Origin of the sequence: Arthrobacter pascens (assembly GCF_030815585.1) — a bacterium.
Classification (GTDB): Bacteria; Actinomycetota; Actinomycetes; order Actinomycetales; family Micrococcaceae; genus Arthrobacter; species Arthrobacter pascens_A.
In genome coordinates this window covers 4,048,852-4,068,885 of the sequence record NZ_JAUSWY010000001.1, presented here as the reverse complement: position 1 = coordinate 4,068,885, position 20,034 = coordinate 4,048,852, and the positions used below count along the sequence as shown (strand labels likewise).

The following is a 20,034-nucleotide window of genomic DNA, read 5'->3' as shown; positions in this document are numbered from 1 at the left end:
TCATCATGAATCTGTAGGGAATGACTGTCAAGCTTTTTTGCGCAGGAGCGGAAAGGCTGGTCACCCTGGATGACGATTTGTCTCCCGAACCCGCAAGCTACTGTGGGTTGATGGATGTCTGCGCCCACTTGATCAGCCGGTTACTCAAGTCCATGAACTGCTGGTCCACTACCTGCAGCTCAGGGTGGTTGTCATACCAGTCCACGATCTCCCTGGCTCCGTCCGCGAACGGAACGGTTGCGGCGTAGTCCGGGACCAGGGACTTGATCTTGGTGTTGTCGAACACGACGGAGTGGGACCTGTCGCCCAGCAGGTTGGGCCCCAGTTCGGCGCTGTGCGCGGCGATGGTTTCGGAGGCCACGTGGACCAATTCAGGCTCGGGAGCACCGGCCGCCCTGGCGAACAGACGGTAAATCTGGTTCCACGGCAGGTATTCGTCCGATGTGATGGTGTAGCTCTCGCCGACGGCCTGCGGCCGGCCCAGCAGCCCAACGAACGCCTTGGCAAAGTCACGGCTGTGCGTCAGGGTCCACAGCGAGGTGCCGTCACCGTGCACCATAACCGGCAGCCCGGCCCGCATCCGGTGGATGTCCGTCCAGCCGCCAACCAAGGCGATTTTGGTGCGGTCGTAAGTGTGGGAAGGACGCACCACGGTGAGCGGAAAATCATCCGACCGGTAGGCCTCAAACAGCAGGTCCTCGCAGGCGATCTTGTCCCGTGAATACTGCCAGAACGGGTTCTTCAAGGGAGTGGATTCCAGGATGGGCAACCGCGTGGGTGGTTTCTGGTAAGCCGAAGCCGAACTGATGAAAACGTACTGCCCTGTCCGTCCCCGGAACAGCTCCATGCTGGAACGGGCATGGTCCGGGGTGAAGGCGATAAAGTCCGCTACGGCGTCGAACTCCCGCCCGCCAAGCACCGCCTGCACCGCCGACGTGTCACGCACGTCCGCCTGCAGGACTTCGGCTCCCTCCGGCGCCGGCCTGTCCGCCGACTGGCCCCGGTTCAGGATGGTCAGCCGGTGACCCAGCGCGACGGCGCGATCCGACGCCGCCGCGCTGATGACCCCCGTGCCGCCGATGAAAAGGATGTTCCTCGGCGCCACGGTGTCGGATTCAGCAGCGAGTGGGTTTACCACGCGTAGTCTTCCGGCGCCGTGCGGTGGCCCGGAAAGATGTCGTCGAGACGCTTGAGCGCGTCGGCGTCGAGGGTGACGTCCAAAGCCCGGATGGCGGCGTCGAGCTGTTCCTGCGTGCGCGGCCCCACGATGGGTGCAGTGACTGCCGGCTGGTGGAGCAGCCAGGCGAGGGCGATGTCGCCCGGTTCGTGGCCAAGATCGTCGGCGAAGTCCTCATACTGGCGGATCTGTTCCTGGTGCTTCTTGAGGGTCTCCAGTGCGCGGCCCTCGGTGCGGCGGACGCCTTCGCGTTCTTTCTTCAGCACGCCGCCCAGGAGGCCACCCTGGAGCGGCGACCACGGTATGAGGCCCAGGCCGTACTGCTGCGCTGCGGGGATGACCTCGAGTTCAACCTGCCGCATGAACAGGTTGTAGATGGACTGCTCACTGACCAGGCCCGTGTAATGCCGCCTCCGCGCGGCCTCCTGGGCCTGCGCGATGTGCCAGCCGGCAAAGTTGCTGCTGCCTGAGTAGAGGACCTTGCCCTGCTGTACGGCCACTTCGATCGCCTGCCAGATTTCGTCCCACGGGGTATCGCGGTCGACGTGATGGAACTGGTAGATGTCGATGTAGTCCGTCTGAAGGCGCTTGAGGCTGGCGTCCAGGGCCCTGCGGATATTCAGCGCCGAGAGCTTGGATTCGTTGGGCCGGTCCGTCATGGTTCCGTAGAGCTTGGTGGCCAGGACTGTCCGCTCACGCCGCTCGCCGCCCTGCGCGAACCAGCGGCCGATGATCTCTTCAGTCCAGCCGCGGTGCCCGGTGCCGCCATACACGTTGGCGGTATCGAAGAAGTTGATTCCGGAGTCCAGGGCGGCGTCCATGATGGAGCGGGCATCCGCCTCCTCGGTCTGCGGGCCAAAGTTCATGGTGCCCAGGCAGAGGCGGGAAACCTTGAGGCCGGAGCGGCCAAGGTGGGTGTACTGCATTGATTCGGTCCTTTGGTTGTGGCTGGCTAAAGCTGGGTGAAGGATGCGACGGCGGGATCGGAGCCGATACGGGCTCCGGACTCGAGTGATGTGATGGACGCGAGTTCAGCGTCGGTGAGGGTCAGGGTGGCCGCAGCGAAGTTCTCCCGCAACCGGGACGGATCGGCTGACTTGGGGATGACGATGGTCCCTGCGGCCAGATGCCAGGCAAGCACCACCTGTGCGGCGGTTGCGTTGTGTTCCGCCGCAATGGCGGTGACGGCGTCGCCGTCGAGGTCTCCGCCTTGGCCCAGCGGACTGTAGGCTTCCACGGCGATGCCCAGCGAGCGGCACTTGGCAGCCAATTCCGCCTGCTGGTAGCTGGGGTGAAGTTCGACCTGGTTCACCGCGGGAACAACTTCGGCAGATTCCAGCAGGGTGTCCAGATGCTCGGAGAGGAAGTTGGAGACTCCGATGGCGCGGATCTGGTTGTTGGCATAGAGGCGTTCCATCTCCTTCCAGGCCTGGACATACAGTCCTTGCGAAGGCACCGGCCAGTGGATGAGGTAGAGATCCACGAAGTCCAAACCCAGTGCTTTGCGGCTGTTCTGGAATGCTTCCTGGGCCCGGCCCTGCTCGCCGTTGCGGAGCTTGGTGGTGACAAAGATTTCCTCGCGCGGAATCCCCGAGGCCGCGATGGCGGCGCCCACCCCGGCTTCGTTCCGGTAAGCCGCCGCCGTATCGATGTGGCGGTAGCCGGCCGCCAGGGCATCCTCAACAATCCGTTGGGTGTCCTCCTGCGGGACCTGGAAAACACCCAGGCCCAGTTGAGGGACCGTGACGCCGTTGTTCAGTGTCAGCTCTGCCATGGTGTTGCTCCTTGCTGATGAGACGAACTGGTGATGAGAAAACGCTTTCGGAAGGCTCTGTTCTGAGCCTATGCACTTTTTGCCTCCCAGTCAGCAACTGAGCCTGTCCCTGTTTTTCCTAGGACTGCCAGTCCTACCTTCGTTGTCGAAAGTGGCCAGATGGACGGGCACAATAGGGAGCATGGGTCAGAGCGCTGAGTTTGGAAAATTCCTGAAAGCCATGCGGTCACGGTTGAATCCGGAGGACGCGGGCGCGGAAGGCACCTCTGGCGCGCGCCGGGTTCCGGGGCTCCGGCGCGAGGAGGTGGCGCGGCTGGCCGGCGTCAGCACGGACTACTACATCCGCCTGGAGCAGGGCAGGAACATCCACCCCTCGCGGGCCGTCCTGGATTCCGTATCCCGCGCGCTCCGGCTGGACAGCGGAGAGCACGCGCACATGATGGACCTGCTGGAAAACTGTGCCGGCAGCACGCGCGCTTCAGCACCTGCACAGGGTGTGCGTCCGGCCCTCCGCCAGTTCCTGGAGGCAGTGGGGGACGTCCCGGCGCTGGTGCTGGGCCGCCGCACCGACGTCCTGGCAGGGAACCGGATGGCTTTCCTGCTGTTCACCGATTTCCCGGCCCTTCCCGCCCATGAGCGCAACCTGACCCGCTGGCTAATCCTGGATTCCCAGGCCAAGGAGCTCTTTCGGGACTGGAAGACGGTGGCGGCGGAAGCAGCGGGTGCACTCAGGGTGGACGTGGGCAGGCACCCCAACGATGCCCAGGCCAACCAGCTGGTGGGCGAGCTCGCCGTCCACAGCGAGCAGTTCCGCCAGTGGTGGGCAGGGCACAGGGTGGCCACGCGCTCCGCAGGCAGCGTCCGGCTCCATCACCCCGCCGTCGGCGATCTGGAACTGAATTTTGAGAACCTTGTCCTCCCGGACGATCAGGACCAGATGCTCAGGGTGTATTCCGCCAAGCCGGGGTCGCCGTCGGCCGATGCCCTGGCGCTGCTGGGCAGCCTGGGTGCCGATGCGCGCGGTGCCGATACCGGGCCGGAGCCACAGCAGCGGTTCACCGCAGAAGCCTTTCCTCCCGCCGCTTCCGAAAACTGACCATGGCGGACGACGCAGGGGGACTCAGAGCGCGGTAGTGGCGGGCTCGTCGAGCAGCCACTTCATGGCTTCGACCCTGGAATTGAAAAAGCGGGTGGGGCAGGGAGGGGTGTGCATACTGAGGAAAAAGTTCGCGAGGACCCGGTCAACAGGGCTGGATCCCAGGAGGGCAATCCGGGAGGCCGCACATGGGATGGAGAACACGGCGCGGGCCTGACGGCTCACGGACTCCGTGGTGGCCATGTCAACCAACATCGGATATTCGGACCCATCTCCGGCCACGTTTACTGCTGCCATTGCTGCGTGGGCGTCCACAGCTTCGATTCTGACGCTGGGCTTCCAAACTAGGTGGATAACCTTGCCCGCCTCGAGTTCCACCGTGCCCTTGCCGCCCTCAACCGTGATCGGCTCCATTGCTCGTCCCCTAAAGACTCGTCTGTGCATAGCGTATCCCTTCGTCAGTTCCCGCCTGTGGGCGTTTTCACCCGCGGCAGTCTCTTGGTCGGCCTGGAGCGCGCAGCGGTAAAGCCCTTGTAGAGGGCGGCCCGGATGATCACGCTGAGGATCAGGAGATCAAAGATGACCCAAGCGACGTTGACCAGGGTTCCGGCCGGCGCCCCGAGGCCTGTGAACATCCGGATCAGCCCCGTCACGGCGGCAACTACCAGGGCCGCGATGGCAATCATCTGCGGCCGGATCAGGGACCACGGCGGGCCTCCGTCCTGACGGGTTTTCGGTGTGACGGCGAAGCCGAGGTCACGGCCAAACAGCACGTTGGCCGCCGCCGTCGTGCAGGCCTTGATCCAGATGGGAAAGAGGGCCAGGCTGTATTGTTGCCCGCGCCAGGTTTTCCTGCCCCTCGCGGCAACGAAAAAGAGGACCTGGTTCACCGCCAGGAACGGAATCAGCCTCGCGAAGAAATCGATGCTGAACGCATCGACCGGCATTACGCCGAAGCACAGGAAAATGATGGGCGCCACCAGGTACACGACGGCGGCGAAGCCGGAGAGGTAGCTCCACATCGTGGAGAAGTACATCAGGCGCTGCCCCGCGGTGAGGCCCTTCTGGACGAGGGGATTTTCGCGCAGGAAAACCTGCATGGTGCCCTGCGCCCACCGGAGCCGCTGGGTCAGCATGGTCCGCAGGTCATCGGGCGCCAGGCCCTTGGCGAGGATCTCGTGGTGGTATACGCTCTCCCACCCGTGGGTGTGCAGCCGCATGCAGGTGGCCATGTCCTCGGTCACGGAGATCGTGGCCATCGGCATGACGGGGAGGGCTTCGTCGGAACGGTCCACGTCCAGGGCCTGGACGATACTGCGGACCGAAGTGATGGCTCCGATGGGTGACCAGTCGCGCCGGGCGAGGCGGTCAATGGCGTCGTCGTCGATGAATCCGCCGTAGGGGCCACGGCATGACAGCCGTTCGATCTCGTCCAGATCGGCCTGCAGGGAGGCGACATCCACGGTGACGACGCTCCGGGCGGCGGCATCAACCTTTCGCTGGAAGTCATAGGTGACATTCGCGACCGGACGGTCTTGGGCCAGCTCCTGGCGGGCGCTGCAGACCGCAGAGCCGACGTCCTCCAGGGCCCGACGACATGCAGGCCGGTCATGGCGTGGTCGGTACGCGCCTTGGCCACAACTTTGTCGGCAGCTTTCAGCGCCTGCTGGACCGTGGCCCTGACCCCTTTGACGTAGCCGGTGATGCCGATCTGCATGAGCGCCTCGCGCCGGACGATGGCATTGGAGCCGCAGAAGAACGCGGCGTTCCAGCCGTCCTTGCCCTGCTGGATGGGACCGTAGAAAAGCGGTGCCTGGCTTCCGAGGATGTCGTCGTCGGTAACGTTGGAGAACCACTGGGGCGTCTGGACCAGGGCGACTTTGCCGTTGTTGAAGTGGCCCAGCATGCGATGCAGGATCTCCGGTTCCGGGATCTGGTCCGCGTCCAGGATCAGCAGGAATTCCCCCTGGGTTGCGCTAAGGGCGTTGTTGAGGTTGCCGGCTTTGGCGTGCCGGGGGAGGTTCTTCCAGTCAGGGGATCGGGTGATGTAGCCGATTCCGGCTGCCTGGGCTGCACGCTTCATGGCCGGACGGGCCCCGTCGTCGAGGATCCAGGTCTTGTGCGGGTAGCTGATGCGCCGGGCCGCGACCGCTGTGGTCATGACCAGGTCAATGGGCTCGTTGTAGGTGGTGAGAAAGACATCAACGGTCAGGCCCTCTGGCGGTGAAGGAGGGTCGCCGCGTTCGCGCAGCCGCCACATGGTGGCTCCAAAGAGGAATGCATCTATCAGGCTGTAGGTTTCGACTATGGCCAGCGGCACGCTGATCCACGCCGCGGACCAGTTCACTGAGAACAGCCACCGCCACACGATATAGTTCACGCCCAGGATCATGGTCACGGTGGTGAGGATCCTGACAACGAGCTGGTGGTTCAAGGGGGCCTTTCAAGCCTGGATCTGTTCCGTCCCGCCGCACCCGTCCCGGTGTCCCGGGACGGGTGCGGCCCGACGGCAAGGATCATCAGTTCCTGGCGGCCAATGCAGCGGCGAGGGCGTTCGCCGAGGCGGTGGAGCTGTTGATCCGCCAGTCGACTTCCTTGTTGTGGTGGAACCAGACCAGGGCGGTGACATCGGACTGCCCGGCGAGATAGGACACCAACGCGGTGTTCCAGTCAGCTTTTGACCCGCCCGCTTCGGCGGATGCGGTTTCGGAGATCATGATCGGCTTGCCCGGTGCGAGGCCGCGGAGCGCGGTCAGGCCGTCACCGAAGAGTGCCGACGGCGAGGTCCAGGAGCTCCACGACGCGGCAGTTCCCCAGTTGTAGCCATCGAGGGAGACGACGTCGACATAGCCGGCGCCGGGGTACAGCCCGGAGAGAGCTGTTGAACCCCAGTACGGAACGTTGGGGCTCCAGACCCACTGCACGTTGGCCGCACCGGTTGCGGCCACGACGTCATGCACGTGCCGCCATGCGGCCACATAGTCCCCTGCCTGGTTTCCGTTGGCGGATTCGGCCCAGGGATACCAGTTGCCGTTCATCTCATGGGCGAACCTGAGCATGACGGGTTTCCCCCAGGATGCCAGGGCCGCGCCCCACTGCTGGATGTACGTATCGAAGTCGCCGGCGGTGATGCGGTCCAAGGCGTAGGCCGGCTGGTTGGCGCCGTTTCCGCTCCAGAGCCACGGCTCCCAGGTAATAAGGCTGGTGGCGCCGCGCGCGTCGACGGCATTCAGGTCCCCGATGGGTGTGGCCTGGCTGAAGTCCTTGTAGGACATGACGATCGACGGGTTCTCGTTGACCAGGGTGGCGACGGCGTCGAGCTCGCCGGCAGCCAGCGGACCACCCGGCGTCGAGACGCCGAACCGAAGCGCGTCCGAACTCATGGGGGGAAGGGACGTCGTCGTCCCCGTCTTTGTCTGGGCGGCCATCGTCACCGGCTCTCCTCCCGCCGTCGCGCTGTCACGGCCCGCGGCTGTGGAAACGGGGCTGTAAGTGACGGTGTACGGTGCGGACACGGAGCGGGGTCCCGCCTTGGCAGTCACCACTACGGTCGCAGCTGTGGTGGGAGGAACTGTCACCGCTGCGGTGAACAACCCGCTGGCGTTGGTGGTGAAGGGAACACTGGCCGATCCGGCCGTCAGGGTGCCGGACGCGTGGCGGGCGAAGCCGGCGCCCATCACTGTGATGGAGGATCCGGCAGGGCCGGCGGAAGCGCTCAGCGTGATCTCCGCCCGGCTGGCCGCCTCGGCGGGCGTGACGATGCCAAACAGCACGGCCAGCGATAGGACGATACCTGCCACGACACATTGAAAACTATGGTTCTTAGCCACAAACACTCCCCAGCATCGTGAAAATAACGGCCCGCTTCAGAGCCAGCCTCGGCTGCACGGTGCCGTCGAGGCTGGCGCCGGCCAGAGCATTGCGCTCAAGGACCCTTTGGCGGCACCCGCGTGATGTTTCCCGTTCCCGGACAGCGCCGGACGCGTGGAACAAGTACTCCAAAACAATGAGTACCAGACGCCAGTGGGAACAAATAGCCTCCTTAGAGGATCCTTGGGGAGCCCTGCGCAGTTCCTGCGACAACGAACGGGAATTCCTGCGATTAGGGACTTTCGAAGCTGCGGGCCGGGCACAGCCGGTCGGCGAGGTTCCTCAGTTCGCGGGCGCGGAACGGCTTGATCAGATACGCGGACGCACCCGCAGACAGTCCGTCCATTTCGTCGCTGAGCCGGGCCCGGGCAGTGAGCATAAGGATCGGGGCGGCTGTTATTTCCCTAAGGCCGTGCGCGACGTGGAGGCCGTCGATATCGGGAAGCCCCAGGTCGAGAGTGACAAGGGCAGGATGCAGTGCCGCTGCGGCAGCCAGTCCCGCCGCGCCGGAGGCGGCCACATGCACCTCGAAACCGTCCCTGGACAGCACAAACGAAACAAGATTCGCAATATCCTCGTCATCCTCGATGACGAGACAGATACCTCTGGACACCGGTCCCCCCGATATTCGCTGCTTGTCACAGTCTAGCTGCGCCCAAGAGGATGCGTCCGGAACATGACGCCACCTGCCAGCGCTGTGCGATTGGCCAGCCGTTGGCGACGATTCTGTCCACCGGCCCATTGGGCGCGGCCCCCCGCTTTCCTACGCTGGAGGTACACACTTTTCTCCACCAAGGATGGTCTCAAAGATGAAACGCATCGCCCTGCTTAAGGAACGGCACGCCTCTGCCGCCGGCACCGGTCCGGCCACCACTACCGGCTCGCACTGCCCGGCTTCGGGGCTCTGGAGCCCTGATTCCGATCCGCACGCAGTTCAGTCCTTTTTCGAGGGGCACGTGTTCCCTGCCTTCGACGGCGTTCCCGCCGTTTGGCGCCGGCGCACCGCGGGCGTTGCCTCGTCCAACTGAATACAGCCTCGTCCAACTGAATACAGCACAGGCTGAACGCAGTGATGGCCGCGCCAGGGCGCGGCCATCACTGCCTGTTGGTCGGGCGGGGTCAGCGTTCCAAGCGGAAACCAAGCTTGATGGTGACCTGCCAGTCGGCGATCTGGCCGTTTTCGAGGTGGCCCCGGATTTCCTTCACCTCAAACCAGTCAAGGTTGCGGAGGGTCTTGGCGGCCTCGGCGACCCCGTTGCGGACTGCCGCGTCCACGCCTTCTTCGGAAGTACCGACAATTTCAGAAATGCTGTACGTATGGTTGGACAACTTCGCTCCTCGTGATCGCCTTCGTCTCCCGGTTGCGGGCCGTTCTTGAAGACTAGTAGGACTTCCGTGGAGTGGCCAGACCTCTGCCGGTGAGTCTCACCCCCGCTGATTGCCGAGGCGGGCTGCAGCCTCCCCTCATCCTGACGTGCCGTTAAGCACCACCACGTTCGTGTAGCTCACGTTGCGGCCGGTGGTTTTGAGCACGTCGCCGTCCTGCGCGGCGTCTGATGTGACCGTGAGGTCCCGCACCGCAGAACCATCAGCTGCAACCAGCAGGGAGACGCCTTCGCCGTTGGTCAGCACCACGTCCGAGGCAATCCCAGTTGCCCCGGCCAAGGTGACGTTCCGCCTGTCGCCCCAGATCACGGCGGGCTCGTGGTATGTGCCCGGCTGGACCAGGACCGTGACGGGACCCGGGTTGTTCGAACGGATCGCCCCCACGGCCGCCCTGATGCTGGCGAAATCGCCGGTTCCGTCCAGCGCCACGGTGATGACGCTCCGGGCTTCGGGTTCGGTTCCGCCCAAGGGACCGGCAAATGCCCGGACTATCCCCGGAACAGCCGCCGTTGGCGTCAGCTGGTAGGAGTACGCCGGGTCAAAGGCCGTTCCGCGCTGCTGTCCGGTGTTGCCCGTGCACTGCTCGAAGGTATTGTCGCGGGCCACCAGCTCGCCTCCCGGGCCTTGATGGTGCAGGGGATTCCTCACATCCCGGAAGTAGTTGCCCTCCACCACCAGCAGGGCCGAGTTCCGCCCCAGCATCCCGTAGCTGGAGATGTCCTCCAGGTAGTTGTTGTAGACGTGGGAGGTGGCTGTGTTGTCCAGGCTGGCGTTCCGCTGATGGGTGTTCCTGATCCAGTTGTGGTGCAGGGTCAGCCGCGTGACCACATTCTGGGTCCAGCCCTCGCCCAGCGCTTTGTTGTGGTCGGAGAAGACGTTCCAGGACAGGGTTACGTTGTCGCAGTCCTTGCGGATGTCCACCAGGCCGTCACCCAGCCGGGTGAAGTGCATGTGGTCCACCCAGATGTGCGTGCAGGTGTCCATTTGGATCCCGTCCCTGTCGTTGTCCGGCCTCTTGCCGGCAAAGTCTCCAGGGATGTAGGAGTCCCGGACCGTAAAGTTCCGGAAGATCACGTTGGATACATTGATGAGTTTGAAGCCGGCGTTCACCACGGTGGTGCCCTCGCCGGCCCCCAGGAAGGATTTGTTGGCGGTCACGGTCAGCTTCTCGTACTGGGGGAACGTCAGCAAACCGTGCAGGATCACTACCAGCGGTGCGGGGCTTTTGGCGAAGGCCCTGAGCTGGTCCGGCGTGCTGGCATGGACCAGCTGGCCACCTGCCCCACCGCTGGTGCCGGCACGACCGTGGTCCGCGACGCCCGCGAATCCCTCCGGCGCGTCCGTCCAGGCCCCGCCGGCAAGTGCACGGTTGATGGGCAAACCGGCTTCCGCGAAGCCGTTTGGGCCGACGGCGGCATCCTGGCCATGGTGATCCGCCGCCGTCGCTGCCGGGCTGAGCAGGCCGGATGTCACCAGGCTGCCCGCCGTCAGGCCGACGGCGAGCAGGGTCCGCCGTCGGATGTTCGCTTCATGTGCCTGTGCCATTTCAACCACGTCCAGCCGGGGTCCAGTCGCCAAGGAACTTCTCCTTGGTGAACTTGAGGGCATCCTCCGGCGTGAGCTGGGGATGGAATTCGTTGACATAGGCCCCGGGTCCGTTGTTGTTGAATTCAGCGAACCGTCCCTCGGTCCAGTGGTGACCGCTCATGTCGGACCAGCCTCGGACCGCGATGTGGCTGCCAAGGGTCGAGTCGCGGATGACGGCCATCGGATGTGCGTCGGGGTCGCTGCTGGCAAACCACGGCCGTCCCAGGCTGACCGTTCCGGGAGCGGCGTCCGAGGTGAGGTTGCTGTCCACGATCAGGAAGCCGTAGGGGTTGGAGTTCTTGGTGCTGGGGGCCACGATGTAGCCGTTGTTGGTGGCGCTTCCGCGGTCCAGGGAGTGGATGGTGCAGCCGTCAAAGACTGCCGTGCCGCGGCCGTAAATAAAGTCAACGTCGCCCTCGATATAGCAGTCCTTGAGGTAGGTGCGGGCAGTGGCGTCCCGGCCGGTGGTGTCCGCCAGGTAGGTGTCCTGGTTGCCCAAGAAGCGGGTGCCATCGAAGGTCACCCGGTCTGCCACGGACCGGACCGCGAGAGCCTGGCTGGAACCGTTGGCGGCCTCGTCATAGGCGTTCTCAACGGTCAGGTTCCCTACCGTAGTGCCCTCAGCCAGGACGTTCAGGGTGGCACTGCCGCCCGCGCCCCAGGTCCCGCCGAAGAACTTCACGCCGTTTGCCGGGAGATCGTAGGTGATCACGACGTCGGCCGGGCTGGCGGTGGCTCCCTGGACCGTGAGGTTGGGGCGGTCTGCCCAGATGTTCACTGATTCCCGGTAGATGCCGGGCTTGACCGTGATTGTGCGTGGCAGGGTGCTGCCGCTGGGGATGGAACCGATGGCCGCCTGGATGCTGGCGAAGTCGCCGGTTCCATCCAGGGCCACCGTGATTTCCGTTGCAGAGTTGGGTGAGCTGTCCTCCCGGGGCCCTGCCCCGGCTGCCACGATCTCCGGGACCCGGACGGCGTCGTCCTTCTGGTAGGCGTAGAACTGCGCAGGGTCAAAAGCTGCCCCAACGTTGTCCTTGCGGCCGCGGGTTCCGTTGAAGATGTTGTCCCGGTTCACTATTTCTGTGGCGGGATCCTTGGCGACAATGGGGTCCTGGACGGCGGTGAAATTGTTGGCCTCAACCACAACCTTGGCTGCGTTGCGCCCCATCATTCCGTATTGGCCGATGTCCTGCAGGAAGTTGTTGTAGACGTGGGCCGCCGCGGTGTTGTCCAGGCTGAAGTTGCGCTGGGTGGTGTTGCGGATCCAGTTGTGGTGGATGGTCATCCGGGTCACGGCGTTGGGTGTCCAGCCGACCCCGAGGGCCTTGTTGTTGTCCGCGAAGACGTTCCAGGAGTAGGTGATGAAATCGGAGTCCTTGCGGGTGTCGATGAGGCCGTCGCCCATACGTTCGAACTTCATATGGTCCACCCACACGTGGTGGGTGGTGTCCAGCTGGATCCCGTCCCTGTCATTATCGGGGCGCTTGCCGTCCCAATCTCCGGGGATGTAGGAGTCCCGGACGATGAAGTTGCGGAAGATCACGTTGGAGACGTTGATGAGCTTGAAGCCGGCGTTGACCACTTCGGCGCCGGCGCCCACTCCGATGAAGCTTTTGTTGGCCGCAACCGGGATCTTGACGTAGTCCGTGGCCTCGAGAGTGCCGCGGATGAAGATCACCATCGGCTCGCTGGAGGCTGCATGGTCCTTCAGCTCCTGGATGGTGGAGGCGGTGACGATCCGGCCGGACTGGCCGCCTGTAGTTCCGTCCACGCCGTACCCGGGCAGTGACGCGAACCCGTCAGGGGACTGTTTCCACATGGCTTCCGGGGTCTCTGCCAATCCGGATACAGCCGGGACGAAGCGTGGCAGGGCTGGTGCCGCGTGGGCTGGGACGGCAGTCAAGCTCCCCAGCAGCACGACGGCGGTTGCCGCACCCAATAGACGTCGCAAACTCATGCAAAACTCCTTTGTTTTGTGTCCGGGCAGCCTCCAGCCAGGACTCCTTCTGGAAGGGATGTTCAGTGAAGGGATGTTCAGTCGGTGATGCGTGCGGAGAAGAGTGGGGGAGCTACTTTAGCCCGGTGGTGGCGATGCCGTTGATGAGGTACTTCTGGCCGGCGATGAAGAAGCCGATGATGGGGGCGATGGACACTACGGACATGGCGAACATGGGGCCCCACATGCTCTGGCCTTCCGAATCCATGAAGGCACGCAGTGCTAGGGGAACCGTGTAGAGGTCCTGGTTCTGGATGTAGAGCAGCGGACCGAAGAACTCGTTCCAGGTTGAGATGAACGTGAAAATGGCCGTGGTGGCCATGGCCGGAATACACAAGGGCATGATCACGCGCAGGAACGTCCGGAAGGGTCCGCAGCCATCGATCTGGGCGGCGTCGTCGAGCTCCTTGGGCAGCGCCTTCATGAATTGGACCATCAGGAAGATGAAGAACGCGTTGGTGGCCATGAAGTTCGGCACGATCAGCGGCAGGTACGTATCCAGCCAGCCCAGCTGGGAAAAGATGATGTACTGCGGCACCAGGAGGACGTGGCCGGGAAGCATCAGGGTTCCCAGCATCAGGGCAAAGAACAGCTTCCGCCCGGTGAACTCCATCCGTGCGAAGGCGTACGCCGCCAGGGCACAGGAGAAGATGTTTCCTACGATGGAGAACACCACCACGATCAGGGAGTTGATCAGGTAGACGTGGAAGGGCTGGTCCAAGGCCGTCCAGCCCTGTTCGTAGTTGCTGAAGTCCCAGTTTTCCGGCCACAGCCCCAGCTGCCGGAAGATGTCGTTGCTGGGTTTGAACGAGCTGGAGATCAGCCACAGTAACGGATAGAGCATGACCAGGCCCACCAGGCACAGGATCAGGTGGCGCGAGAAGCGGGTGCCGGAAGTGCCGGTCAAGGCATCTTCGGGTGCCACGTCCTTTTTTTGCTTGTTTTTGGTGGGTAATTCGAGGAGAGCCATTGCGGTTGCCTTAATTGTCGTAGAAGACCCAGAACTTGGACGCGATGAAGTTGATGGCGGTGAAAATCGCAATGATCATCAACAGCAGCCACGCCATGGCGGAGGCATACCCCATCTCGAATTCGGTGAAGCCCTTCTGGTAGAGGTACAGGTTGTAGAACAGGGTTGAATCAGCCGGCCCGCCCGTGCCACCGCTCATCACATAGCCCTGCGTGAAGGTCCGGAAGGACCCGATGAGCTGCATGATGAGGTTGAAGAAGATGATGGGGCTGATCAGCGGCAGCGTGATGTTGCAGAATTGCCGCCACCTGGAGGCACCGTCAATGGAGGCAGCCTCGTAGTACATCGACGGCACCTGCCGCAGGCCGGCCAGGAAGATCACCATCGGTGAGCCGAAAGTCCACACATTAAGGACGATCAGGGTGCTCAAGGCGAACTCAGGATCCGTGACCCAGGCCGGACCCTGGACGCCGAACAGTCCCAGGAAGCCGTTGACGATGCCGTTGTTGCCGAAGATGTAACGCCACAGCATCACGATCGCGACGCTTCCGCCCAGCAGCGACGGCAGGTAGTACACGGACCGGTAGATCGGAAGGCCGCTGAGCCCCCGGTTCAGGATCAGGGCAATCAGCAGGGCAACGGCCAGCGAGATCGGCACGGAGACAAAGGTGTAGATGAACGTCACCTTCAGCGACTGCAGGAGCCGCGGGTCTTCGAACATGGCCTGGAAGTTGGCAAAGCCCACGAAATTTGGCTCCGTGAAGAGGTTGTAGTCCGTGAAGGCCAAGTAAAGCGAAGCGAAGAACGGGATGATCGTAAACAGCATGCCGATGAACCACGGCAGCAGGAAGAGGTAGCCCGACCGCTGGTTGGTGCGTCGCGAGTGGCCGCGCCGGCCCTGGCCGCCTGGCTGGGCGGCCAGGGCGGCAGCCGCGCCGGGGGCTTGCTTGGTCAGCACTGACATAAGTCAGGCTCCTATCTGAGTGTTTGAACGTTGGCGGCTACTTGTTGATCGCTGCATTGCTCTTCTCCAGGAATGTCTTCGCGGCATCAGCAGGGGTGACGCGTCCAAATTCGACTTCCGTGGCGAGCTGCTTGAGGGTGTCAGCAACCACGCTGGCGCCCTTCGGGTAGACGTAGGCCGGCGCCAGTTCGTCCTCCTGAATGGCAGCCATCATGTCCACAAAGGTCTTGTCGTCCGCGCTCAGCTTGGACGTGATGGACTCGGCAACCTCGGGGTTGACCGGGACGCCGCGCTGCGTGAGGGTGTGGGCGGCTCCGTCGGCGTCGTTGGTCAGGAAGTCCAGGAGCTTGGCGGCTTCCTTGGGGTGCTTGGACTTGGCGGCAATGGACCACAGCATTGTGGGGTCTGCCGAATAGCCCCTGCGCTTTTCGGTGGTTTCACCGGGTATCCGCAGCAGGACCACGTCCCCCTCCACGGCCTCGTTGTAGCCGCGGAAGTTGTTAATGGGGATGATCTGCGAAGCGACCGTTCCCTTGGCGAGGTAGGACTGCGCGGGGGAGCCGCCGATCTGCTCGAAGAATCCGGCCGGCGGGTAGCCCCCGGCCTTGCGCAGGTCCACGCTGTACTGGAACCAGTCCCGGATGGTTTCCTCGCTCACGCCGAGTTTGTTGTCCTCTGTGTAGAAGTCTTCGCCGCGTTGCCGGGCGAGCAGGATGGGCCCGGTCTCGGTGGCAACGTCGTAGCCCGCTCCGTACACCTTTCCGCCGGTCTTCTGCGTCACCTCGGTGGCGAACTTGGCGTAGTCCTCCCAGCTCCAGGTCTTGTCATCCGGAATGGCGACGCCGGCCTGGTCTGTGATGGTCTTGTTGACCACCATGCCGATGCTGGTCACGCCGGTTGCCAGGCCGTAGAGCTTTCCGTCGACTTCGCCGCGGCTCTGCACCGTCGCGGGCACTTTGTCGAGGTTGAGCTCAGGCATGCTCTTCAAATCCGCGAGGGTACCGCGCTGGGCGTATTCGAGGAGGCTGCGGTTGGCCATTGCCAGCACGTCCGGGGGATTGCCGCCGGCGAAGCGTGTGGCCAGCTTGTCCGCGTAGGGTCCGCTGTCCTGGTACTCCGTCTTGACGGTGATGCCTGGGTTCTTTTTTTCGAAGACGCGAAGGGCTTCCTCGGTCACCTTCGCCCGGTTGGCGTCGCCCCAGAAGACGAAATTGAGTTCGACGTTGCCTCCGCCTGCAGGTGCTGCACCCCCTCCGCAGCCGCTCAGGGCAACGCCCGCCGCAGTAAGTGCCGCTCCCAGGATGATCCTGCGCGGGATGCTAATACTCGTTGTCTTCTTCATTGAATGACGCCTCTCTAGCGCGTATGGCGGGTTGGTCCCGTCCACGTGGTTCAAGTCTCTGTAGCGAGGAAACTTTCTGGTTCGAATCCGGCTATTGGACCCCTCCTGTGAAGATCAGAGGGCCACAACTGCTGAATAACATTCGAGTAAACGATTTCTAGCAAGAAAGTGCTGTGACTGTCAACACAATTTTGAAACCATGCTGGATGCCCGCATCGGAAACTTTCTGTACTACTTGCCTTACATTTCTGCTGTGGTTATGCTGATCCCCACACCCCGGACCCGCTACCCACAGGAGGTTTGCTTGGCCATCCACACCTCGTCCGCCGCGGCCGCGCCGGGCTTTTCCGTCCAAGGCCAGCCGCTGGCCACCCACTGCACAGGACTGCGGCAGCCCGCCACCAGCGCACCCAGGCCCTACCTTCACCCGGTGGGGTCCCTCGCAGGCGCCATCGTCACGGAAGCCGGGCCCGCCGATCACCCGCATCACCTGGGCCTGTCCATTGCCTTCTCCGACGTCAACGGAACCAATTTCTGGGGCGGCTCCACCTTCACGGCCGCCAGCGGGTCAAAGCTCCTGGCCAACCATGGAACCCAAGTGCAGCAAGGCTGGCAGTCCTCCGCAGTTGGGGACACCGGCGAGGAATCCGGCGGCGTCTCCTGGCAGTCGGATTCAGGTGACGAGCTCGCCGTCGAGCACCGCCGCATCCAGTACTTTCCCCACCCGGAGCCCGGCACGTGGAGCCTGTCACTGTCCTCGGTGATCCGTCCTGGAGCGGGCGTGGAGCGGTTGGTCGTGTCGTCGTCGGCCGTGAAGGGCAGGGCAGGCGCCGGATACGGCGGGATCTTCTGGCGGTTTCCCCACGGCAGCGACCACCCGTCTATCCTGTCCGACGACGGCTCCGGCGCCAACGCAGCGCATGGTTCGCTCTCACCTTGGCTGTCGGTCACCATCCGGCTGGGCGGTGAACCCGTCACCGTTGTGCTTGCCCAGGTCCCCGAACACCTGCTCCCGTGGTTTATCCGGGCGGAAGGCTATCTGGGAGCCGGTCCTGCCGTCGCCTGGTCCGAACCCGCGCATGTGGACCCGACCGCTCCGCTTAGGTTGGCCCTGCACGCCGTGATCCACGACGGGCCCGTGCCCACCGCCGCCCGTGCCCGTGAACTCCTCCAGCAGCATCCCCGAATCAGCCGCCCCAGCTCTCCCGACAGGACATCATGACAACCCGGATCACCCCCCTCTACAGCAACCCCATCCTCAATGGTGATTGGCCGGACCCCGACGCCGTGCAGGTGGACGGGACCTATTACCTCATCGCCTCGAGCTTCAACCGGGTGCCCGGGCTGCCGGTCCTTCGGTCCCGGAACCTTGTGGACTGGGAGCATGCCGGCCACGCGCTCGCCGAACTGCCGCAAGGCAGCCACTATTCCCTGGTCCGTCACGGCAGCGGGGTGTGGGCGCCGGCTTTGCGTTATCACGATGGGCGGTTCTGGATTTTCTACCCCGATCCGGACCACGGCATCTTTGTGCTGAGCGCGGAAAAGGCCGAGGGCCCCTGGAGCGCCCCGCACCTGCTCTATGCCGGGCGCGGTCTCATTGACCCGTGTCCGCTGTGGGACGACGACGGCAAGGCCTACCTGGTGCACGGCTGGGCCCAAAGCAGGATCGGAGTCAAGAACCGGCTGACCGTGCATCGGATGAGCCCGGACGCAGGCAGGCTGTTGGACCATGGCACCCATGTCATCAACGGCGGCGACCTGCCCGGCTACACCACCCTGGAAGGTCCGAAGTTCTACAAGCGCGACGGCTGGTATTGGATCTTCGCACCCGCAGGCGGCGTGGCAACAGGATGGCAGTCCGTGTTCCGCTCCCGCTCCCCGTTCGGCCCGTACGAAGAACGGCGCGTGCTGGAGCAGGGCAGGACTGACGTCAACGGGCCGCACCAGGGAGCATGGGTGACCACCCCGGAGGGACAGGACTGGTTCCTGCACTTCCAGGACCGCGGCCCGTACGGCCGAGTAGTCCATCTCCAACCCATGGGCTGGGGCGCCGACGGCTGGCCGTGGATGGGGGAATCCGGCGACGACGGCGGCCCGGGAGTTCCAGTGGCCAGTCACCGGTACCCGGTGGGCACCTTTCCGGAGGATGTGGCTCCGCCCACAAGCGACAGCTTCACCGCACCGGGCCTCGGGACGCAGTGGCACTGGCAGGCAAATCCCTGCGAGTCATGGTCATTCCAGGGCGGGGGAGGGCAGCTGGTTCTCCGCCCGCAGGCCAATGATCCCGTGAACCTGAGGGAACTGCCCAACGTGCTGGGCCAGATCCTGCCGGGCACGCCTTCCACTTTCACCACCACGCTGGAACTGGACAATGTTCCGGTGGGGACGCGGGCCGGCGTCGTCGTCCTGGGGCAGAAGTACGCCTGGCTGGGTATTGTCCGGACGGGCGAAGGCTACGTGCTGGGCAGCGGGACCGGCGGCGAGGGCCCGCATGAACAGCCGCTGGGACGCCGGGTGGCCCTGGACGGCCCAAGGATCGAACTGCAGATACGCACCGACGGCACCCCGCGGTCAACGTTTGCCTGGCGGGCCCGGCCGGGCGAACCCTGGGAAGTCCAGGGCTGGAATTTCGATGTTGTGGAAGGGAAATGGATCGGCGCGGAACTGGGCCTGTTCGCGACGTCTCCGCTCGGCTCGGAGGAAAGCGGCAGTGTTATCGTTGGACCCGTGCGGGTGGATATTGCACCGGTCCGCCGGGCAGCTGCCCCGCATTTTGCCGCAACCTCTTCTTCATGATCGCAAGGACCGCCCCGTTGACCGCCACTCCGCGCCCCAAGATCGCAGATGTGGCCGCGGCGGCAGGCGTTTCCGTGCCCACCGTGTCCAAGGTCCTCAACGGCCGCTCGCATGTTTCCGAAGCCACGCGGGCCCGGGTACGAAAGGCGCTGGAAGACCTCGAGTACACCAAGCGCAACGTCCCTGCAGCCCAGCCCGGGCTGCTCCAGCTGGTGGTCAACAACTTCGACTCGCCCTGGATTCTGGAGACCATGGAAGGCGTAGAGGCCGCAGCCTCCCGGCTGGGCTTCGCCATCGCGTACACAAGGGCGGATCACGCCACTGCCGAAAGCTGGCGGAAGCTCCGCGAATCTTCCGCCAACCGCCTGGCGGGCGTGGTGCTGCTGGCTCCACGGAGTGGCTCGCGGCTGGTCACCACGCTGCGGAGCCTTAATATCCCGGCAGTCGCCATAGACCCCGAGGTGAGTGAAGGGCTGGCCATCCCGAGCGTCAGCCCGGCGTCGTTCTCCGGAGCTCTCGCCGCGGTGGGGCACCTGCTGGGGCTGGGCCACCGCCGGATTGGCATCATCACAGGCCGGGGGCACAGTCCTGGGCACGGCTTGGCCCGCTACGCAGCGTACATCGCCGCCCTGCATGAAGCCGGGCTACCCGTCCTGCCCGAGCTGGTGCGCGACGGCGACTTCAGCATCGAATCGGGCCTCCGCCTGGGCGGTGACCTCCTGGATCTGCCCGAGCCTCCCACCGCGATCGTTACGGGAAGCGACCTTCAGGCGCTGGGGGTCATGAACGCGGCGGCCCAGCGATCACTGAAGATTCCCGCTGACCTCAGCATTGTCGGCTTTGACGATATCGCCCAGGCTGCCCTGATGTCGCCGCCGCTCACCACCGTCCGGCAGCCACTGGCCCAGCTGGCGTCCATGGCCGTTAACATCCTGACCGAGCAGCAGGGCCCTGCGGTTCCCGCGGCACTGGAACTCGCCACGGAACTGGTGATCCGGGGGACTACCGCCCCGCCTTCACGCTAGATCGCCCCCGCCTGGAGTTTTTGTCCACTTACGGCGCCTTAGTTGCCGCCA

17 protein-coding genes and 1 pseudogene are annotated in these 20,034 nt (G+C 64.1%); 5 read left to right on the top strand and 13 right to left on the bottom strand.

What is annotated here, in order from left to right:
• Positions 1 to 97 precede the first annotated feature (97 nt).
• The 3 genes from QFZ30_RS18820 to QFZ30_RS18810 are packed head-to-tail and all read right to left on the bottom strand — an operon-like array spanning position 98 to position 2,951.
• The gene (locus tag QFZ30_RS18820) at positions 98 to 1,138 is read right to left on the bottom strand and encodes an SDR family oxidoreductase (RefSeq protein ID WP_307078829.1); all 1,041 of its coding nucleotides are present in this window, start codon (positions 1,136 to 1,138) and stop codon (positions 98 to 100) included.
• Entirely contained in the window at positions 1,132 to 2,103 is a 972-nt protein-coding gene (locus QFZ30_RS18815; protein WP_307078827.1) for an aldo/keto reductase, read from the bottom strand. Before QFZ30_RS18815 ends, QFZ30_RS18820 begins: the two co-directional genes overlap by 7 nt.
• 26 nt (positions 2,104 to 2,129) lie before the next feature.
• Entirely contained in the window at positions 2,130 to 2,951 is an 822-nt protein-coding gene (locus tag QFZ30_RS18810) for an aldo/keto reductase (protein ID WP_307078826.1), read from the bottom strand.
• 181 nt (positions 2,952 to 3,132) lie between these two features.
• Here QFZ30_RS18810 and QFZ30_RS18805 point away from each other — a divergent pair, with 181 nt between their 5' ends.
• Positions 3,133 to 4,047, top strand: a complete 915-nt coding sequence (locus QFZ30_RS18805) for a helix-turn-helix domain-containing protein (RefSeq protein WP_307078824.1) — start codon at positions 3,133 to 3,135, stop codon at positions 4,045 to 4,047.
• A 24-nt stretch (positions 4,048 to 4,071) separates the two neighbouring features.
• Here QFZ30_RS18805 and QFZ30_RS18800 read toward each other — a convergent pair whose 3' ends face one another.
• The 4 genes and pseudogenes from QFZ30_RS18800 to QFZ30_RS18785 form a co-directional block, all read right to left on the bottom strand.
• Positions 4,072 to 4,461, bottom strand: a complete 390-nt coding sequence (locus QFZ30_RS18800; RefSeq protein ID WP_307078822.1) for a DUF7793 family protein — start codon at positions 4,459 to 4,461, stop codon at positions 4,072 to 4,074.
• A 44-nt stretch (positions 4,462 to 4,505) separates the two neighbouring features.
• A pseudogene (locus QFZ30_RS18795) lies at positions 4,506 to 6,439 on the bottom strand (glycosyltransferase family 2 protein).
• A 127-nt stretch (positions 6,440 to 6,566) separates the two neighbouring features.
• A complete protein-coding gene (locus tag QFZ30_RS18790) occupies positions 6,567 to 7,847 on the bottom strand; it encodes a glycoside hydrolase family 26 protein (RefSeq protein WP_307078820.1) in 1,281 nt (426 codons plus the stop codon).
• A 302-nt stretch (positions 7,848 to 8,149) separates the two neighbouring features.
• Positions 8,150 to 8,530 (bottom strand): response regulator transcription factor, encoded by a 381-nt coding sequence (locus QFZ30_RS18785; RefSeq protein ID WP_307078817.1) that lies wholly within the window; start codon positions 8,528 to 8,530, stop codon positions 8,150 to 8,152.
• Positions 8,531 to 8,726: 196 nt separating this feature from the next.
• Here QFZ30_RS18785 and QFZ30_RS18780 point away from each other — a divergent pair, with 196 nt between their 5' ends.
• Complete coding sequence (locus tag QFZ30_RS18780) at positions 8,727 to 8,945, top strand: hypothetical protein (RefSeq protein ID WP_307078815.1); 219 nt, start codon at positions 8,727 to 8,729, stop codon at positions 8,943 to 8,945.
• A 91-nt stretch (positions 8,946 to 9,036) separates the two neighbouring features.
• Here the strand turns inward: QFZ30_RS18780 and QFZ30_RS18775 are convergent, their stop codons facing one another.
• The 6 genes from QFZ30_RS18775 to QFZ30_RS18750 all read right to left on the bottom strand — a co-directional run bounded on the left by QFZ30_RS18775 (position 9,037) and on the right by QFZ30_RS18750 (position 16,162).
• Positions 9,037 to 9,246, bottom strand: coding sequence for a dodecin (locus QFZ30_RS18775; protein WP_307078814.1), 210 nt, complete (start codon positions 9,244 to 9,246; stop codon positions 9,037 to 9,039).
• 135 nt (positions 9,247 to 9,381) lie between these two features.
• On the bottom strand, positions 9,382 to 10,881 hold the full coding sequence (locus tag QFZ30_RS18770; RefSeq protein WP_307078812.1) for a pectate lyase family protein: 1,500 nt from the start codon (positions 10,879 to 10,881) through the stop codon (positions 9,382 to 9,384).
• On the bottom strand, positions 10,850 to 12,847 hold the full coding sequence (locus QFZ30_RS18765; RefSeq protein WP_307078810.1) for a pectinesterase family protein: 1,998 nt from the start codon (positions 12,845 to 12,847) through the stop codon (positions 10,850 to 10,852). Before QFZ30_RS18765 ends, QFZ30_RS18770 begins: the two co-directional genes overlap by 32 nt.
• Before the next feature lie 112 nt (positions 12,848 to 12,959).
• Complete coding sequence (locus QFZ30_RS18760; RefSeq protein WP_307078808.1) at positions 12,960 to 13,856, bottom strand: carbohydrate ABC transporter permease; 897 nt, start codon at positions 13,854 to 13,856, stop codon at positions 12,960 to 12,962.
• A gap of 10 nt (positions 13,857 to 13,866) precedes the next feature.
• Positions 13,867 to 14,820 carry a carbohydrate ABC transporter permease gene (locus QFZ30_RS18755; RefSeq protein ID WP_307078806.1) on the bottom strand — a complete coding sequence of 318 codons (954 nt, stop codon included), beginning with the start codon at positions 14,818 to 14,820 and terminating at the stop codon, positions 13,867 to 13,869.
• 37 nt (positions 14,821 to 14,857) lie between these two features.
• Positions 14,858 to 16,162 carry an ABC transporter substrate-binding protein gene (locus QFZ30_RS18750; protein ID WP_307078804.1) on the bottom strand — a complete coding sequence of 435 codons (1,305 nt, stop codon included), beginning with the start codon at positions 16,160 to 16,162 and terminating at the stop codon, positions 14,858 to 14,860.
• Positions 16,163 to 16,466: 304 nt separating this feature from the next.
• Here QFZ30_RS18750 and QFZ30_RS18745 point away from each other — a divergent pair, with 304 nt between their 5' ends.
• Genes QFZ30_RS18745 through QFZ30_RS18735 form a run of 3 tightly spaced genes read left to right on the top strand, consistent with a single transcriptional unit; the run spans position 16,467 to position 19,983 of the window.
• Positions 16,467 to 17,384, top strand: coding sequence for a DUF6807 domain-containing protein (locus QFZ30_RS18745; RefSeq protein WP_307078802.1), 918 nt, complete (start codon positions 16,467 to 16,469; stop codon positions 17,382 to 17,384).
• The gene (locus QFZ30_RS18740; RefSeq protein WP_307078800.1) at positions 17,381 to 18,958 is read left to right on the top strand and encodes a glycoside hydrolase family 43 protein; all 1,578 of its coding nucleotides are present in this window, start codon (positions 17,381 to 17,383) and stop codon (positions 18,956 to 18,958) included. Before QFZ30_RS18745 ends, QFZ30_RS18740 begins: the two co-directional genes overlap by 4 nt.
• Positions 18,955 to 19,983, top strand: coding sequence for a LacI family DNA-binding transcriptional regulator (locus tag QFZ30_RS18735; RefSeq protein WP_307078798.1), 1,029 nt, complete (start codon positions 18,955 to 18,957; stop codon positions 19,981 to 19,983). Before QFZ30_RS18740 ends, QFZ30_RS18735 begins: the two co-directional genes overlap by 4 nt.
• Positions 19,984 to 20,034 lie beyond the last annotated feature (51 nt).

What these genes read in the sequence shown, in the direction of transcription:
- QFZ30_RS18815 (WP_307078827.1), bottom strand. Translation starts at nt 2,103, where the DNA reads ATGCAGTACACCCACCTTGGCCGCTCCGGCCTCAAGGTTTCCCGCCTC.
- QFZ30_RS18810 (WP_307078826.1), bottom strand. Translation starts at nt 2,951, where the DNA reads ATGGCAGAGCTGACACTGAACAACGGCGTCACGGTCCCTCAACTGGGC.
- QFZ30_RS18805 (WP_307078824.1), top strand. Translation starts at nt 3,133, where the DNA reads ATGGGTCAGAGCGCTGAGTTTGGAAAATTCCTGAAAGCCATGCGGTCA.
- QFZ30_RS18800 (WP_307078822.1), bottom strand. Translation starts at nt 4,461, where the DNA reads ATGGAGCCGATCACGGTTGAGGGCGGCAAGGGCACGGTGGAACTCGAG.
- QFZ30_RS18780 (WP_307078815.1), top strand. Translation starts at nt 8,727, where the DNA reads ATGAAACGCATCGCCCTGCTTAAGGAACGGCACGCCTCTGCCGCCGGC.
- QFZ30_RS18765 (WP_307078810.1), bottom strand. Translation starts at nt 12,847, where the DNA reads ATGAGTTTGCGACGTCTATTGGGTGCGGCAACCGCCGTCGTGCTGCTG.
- QFZ30_RS18760 (WP_307078808.1), bottom strand. Translation starts at nt 13,856, where the DNA reads ATGGCTCTCCTCGAATTACCCACCAAAAACAAGCAAAAAAAGGACGTG.
- QFZ30_RS18755 (WP_307078806.1), bottom strand. Translation starts at nt 14,820, where the DNA reads ATGTCAGTGCTGACCAAGCAAGCCCCCGGCGCGGCTGCCGCCCTGGCC.
- QFZ30_RS18750 (WP_307078804.1), bottom strand. Translation starts at nt 16,162, where the DNA reads ATGAAGAAGACAACGAGTATTAGCATCCCGCGCAGGATCATCCTGGGA.
- QFZ30_RS18740 (WP_307078800.1), top strand. Translation starts at nt 17,381, where the DNA reads ATGACAACCCGGATCACCCCCCTCTACAGCAACCCCATCCTCAATGGT.
- QFZ30_RS18735 (WP_307078798.1), top strand. Translation starts at nt 18,955, where the DNA reads ATGATCGCAAGGACCGCCCCGTTGACCGCCACTCCGCGCCCCAAGATC.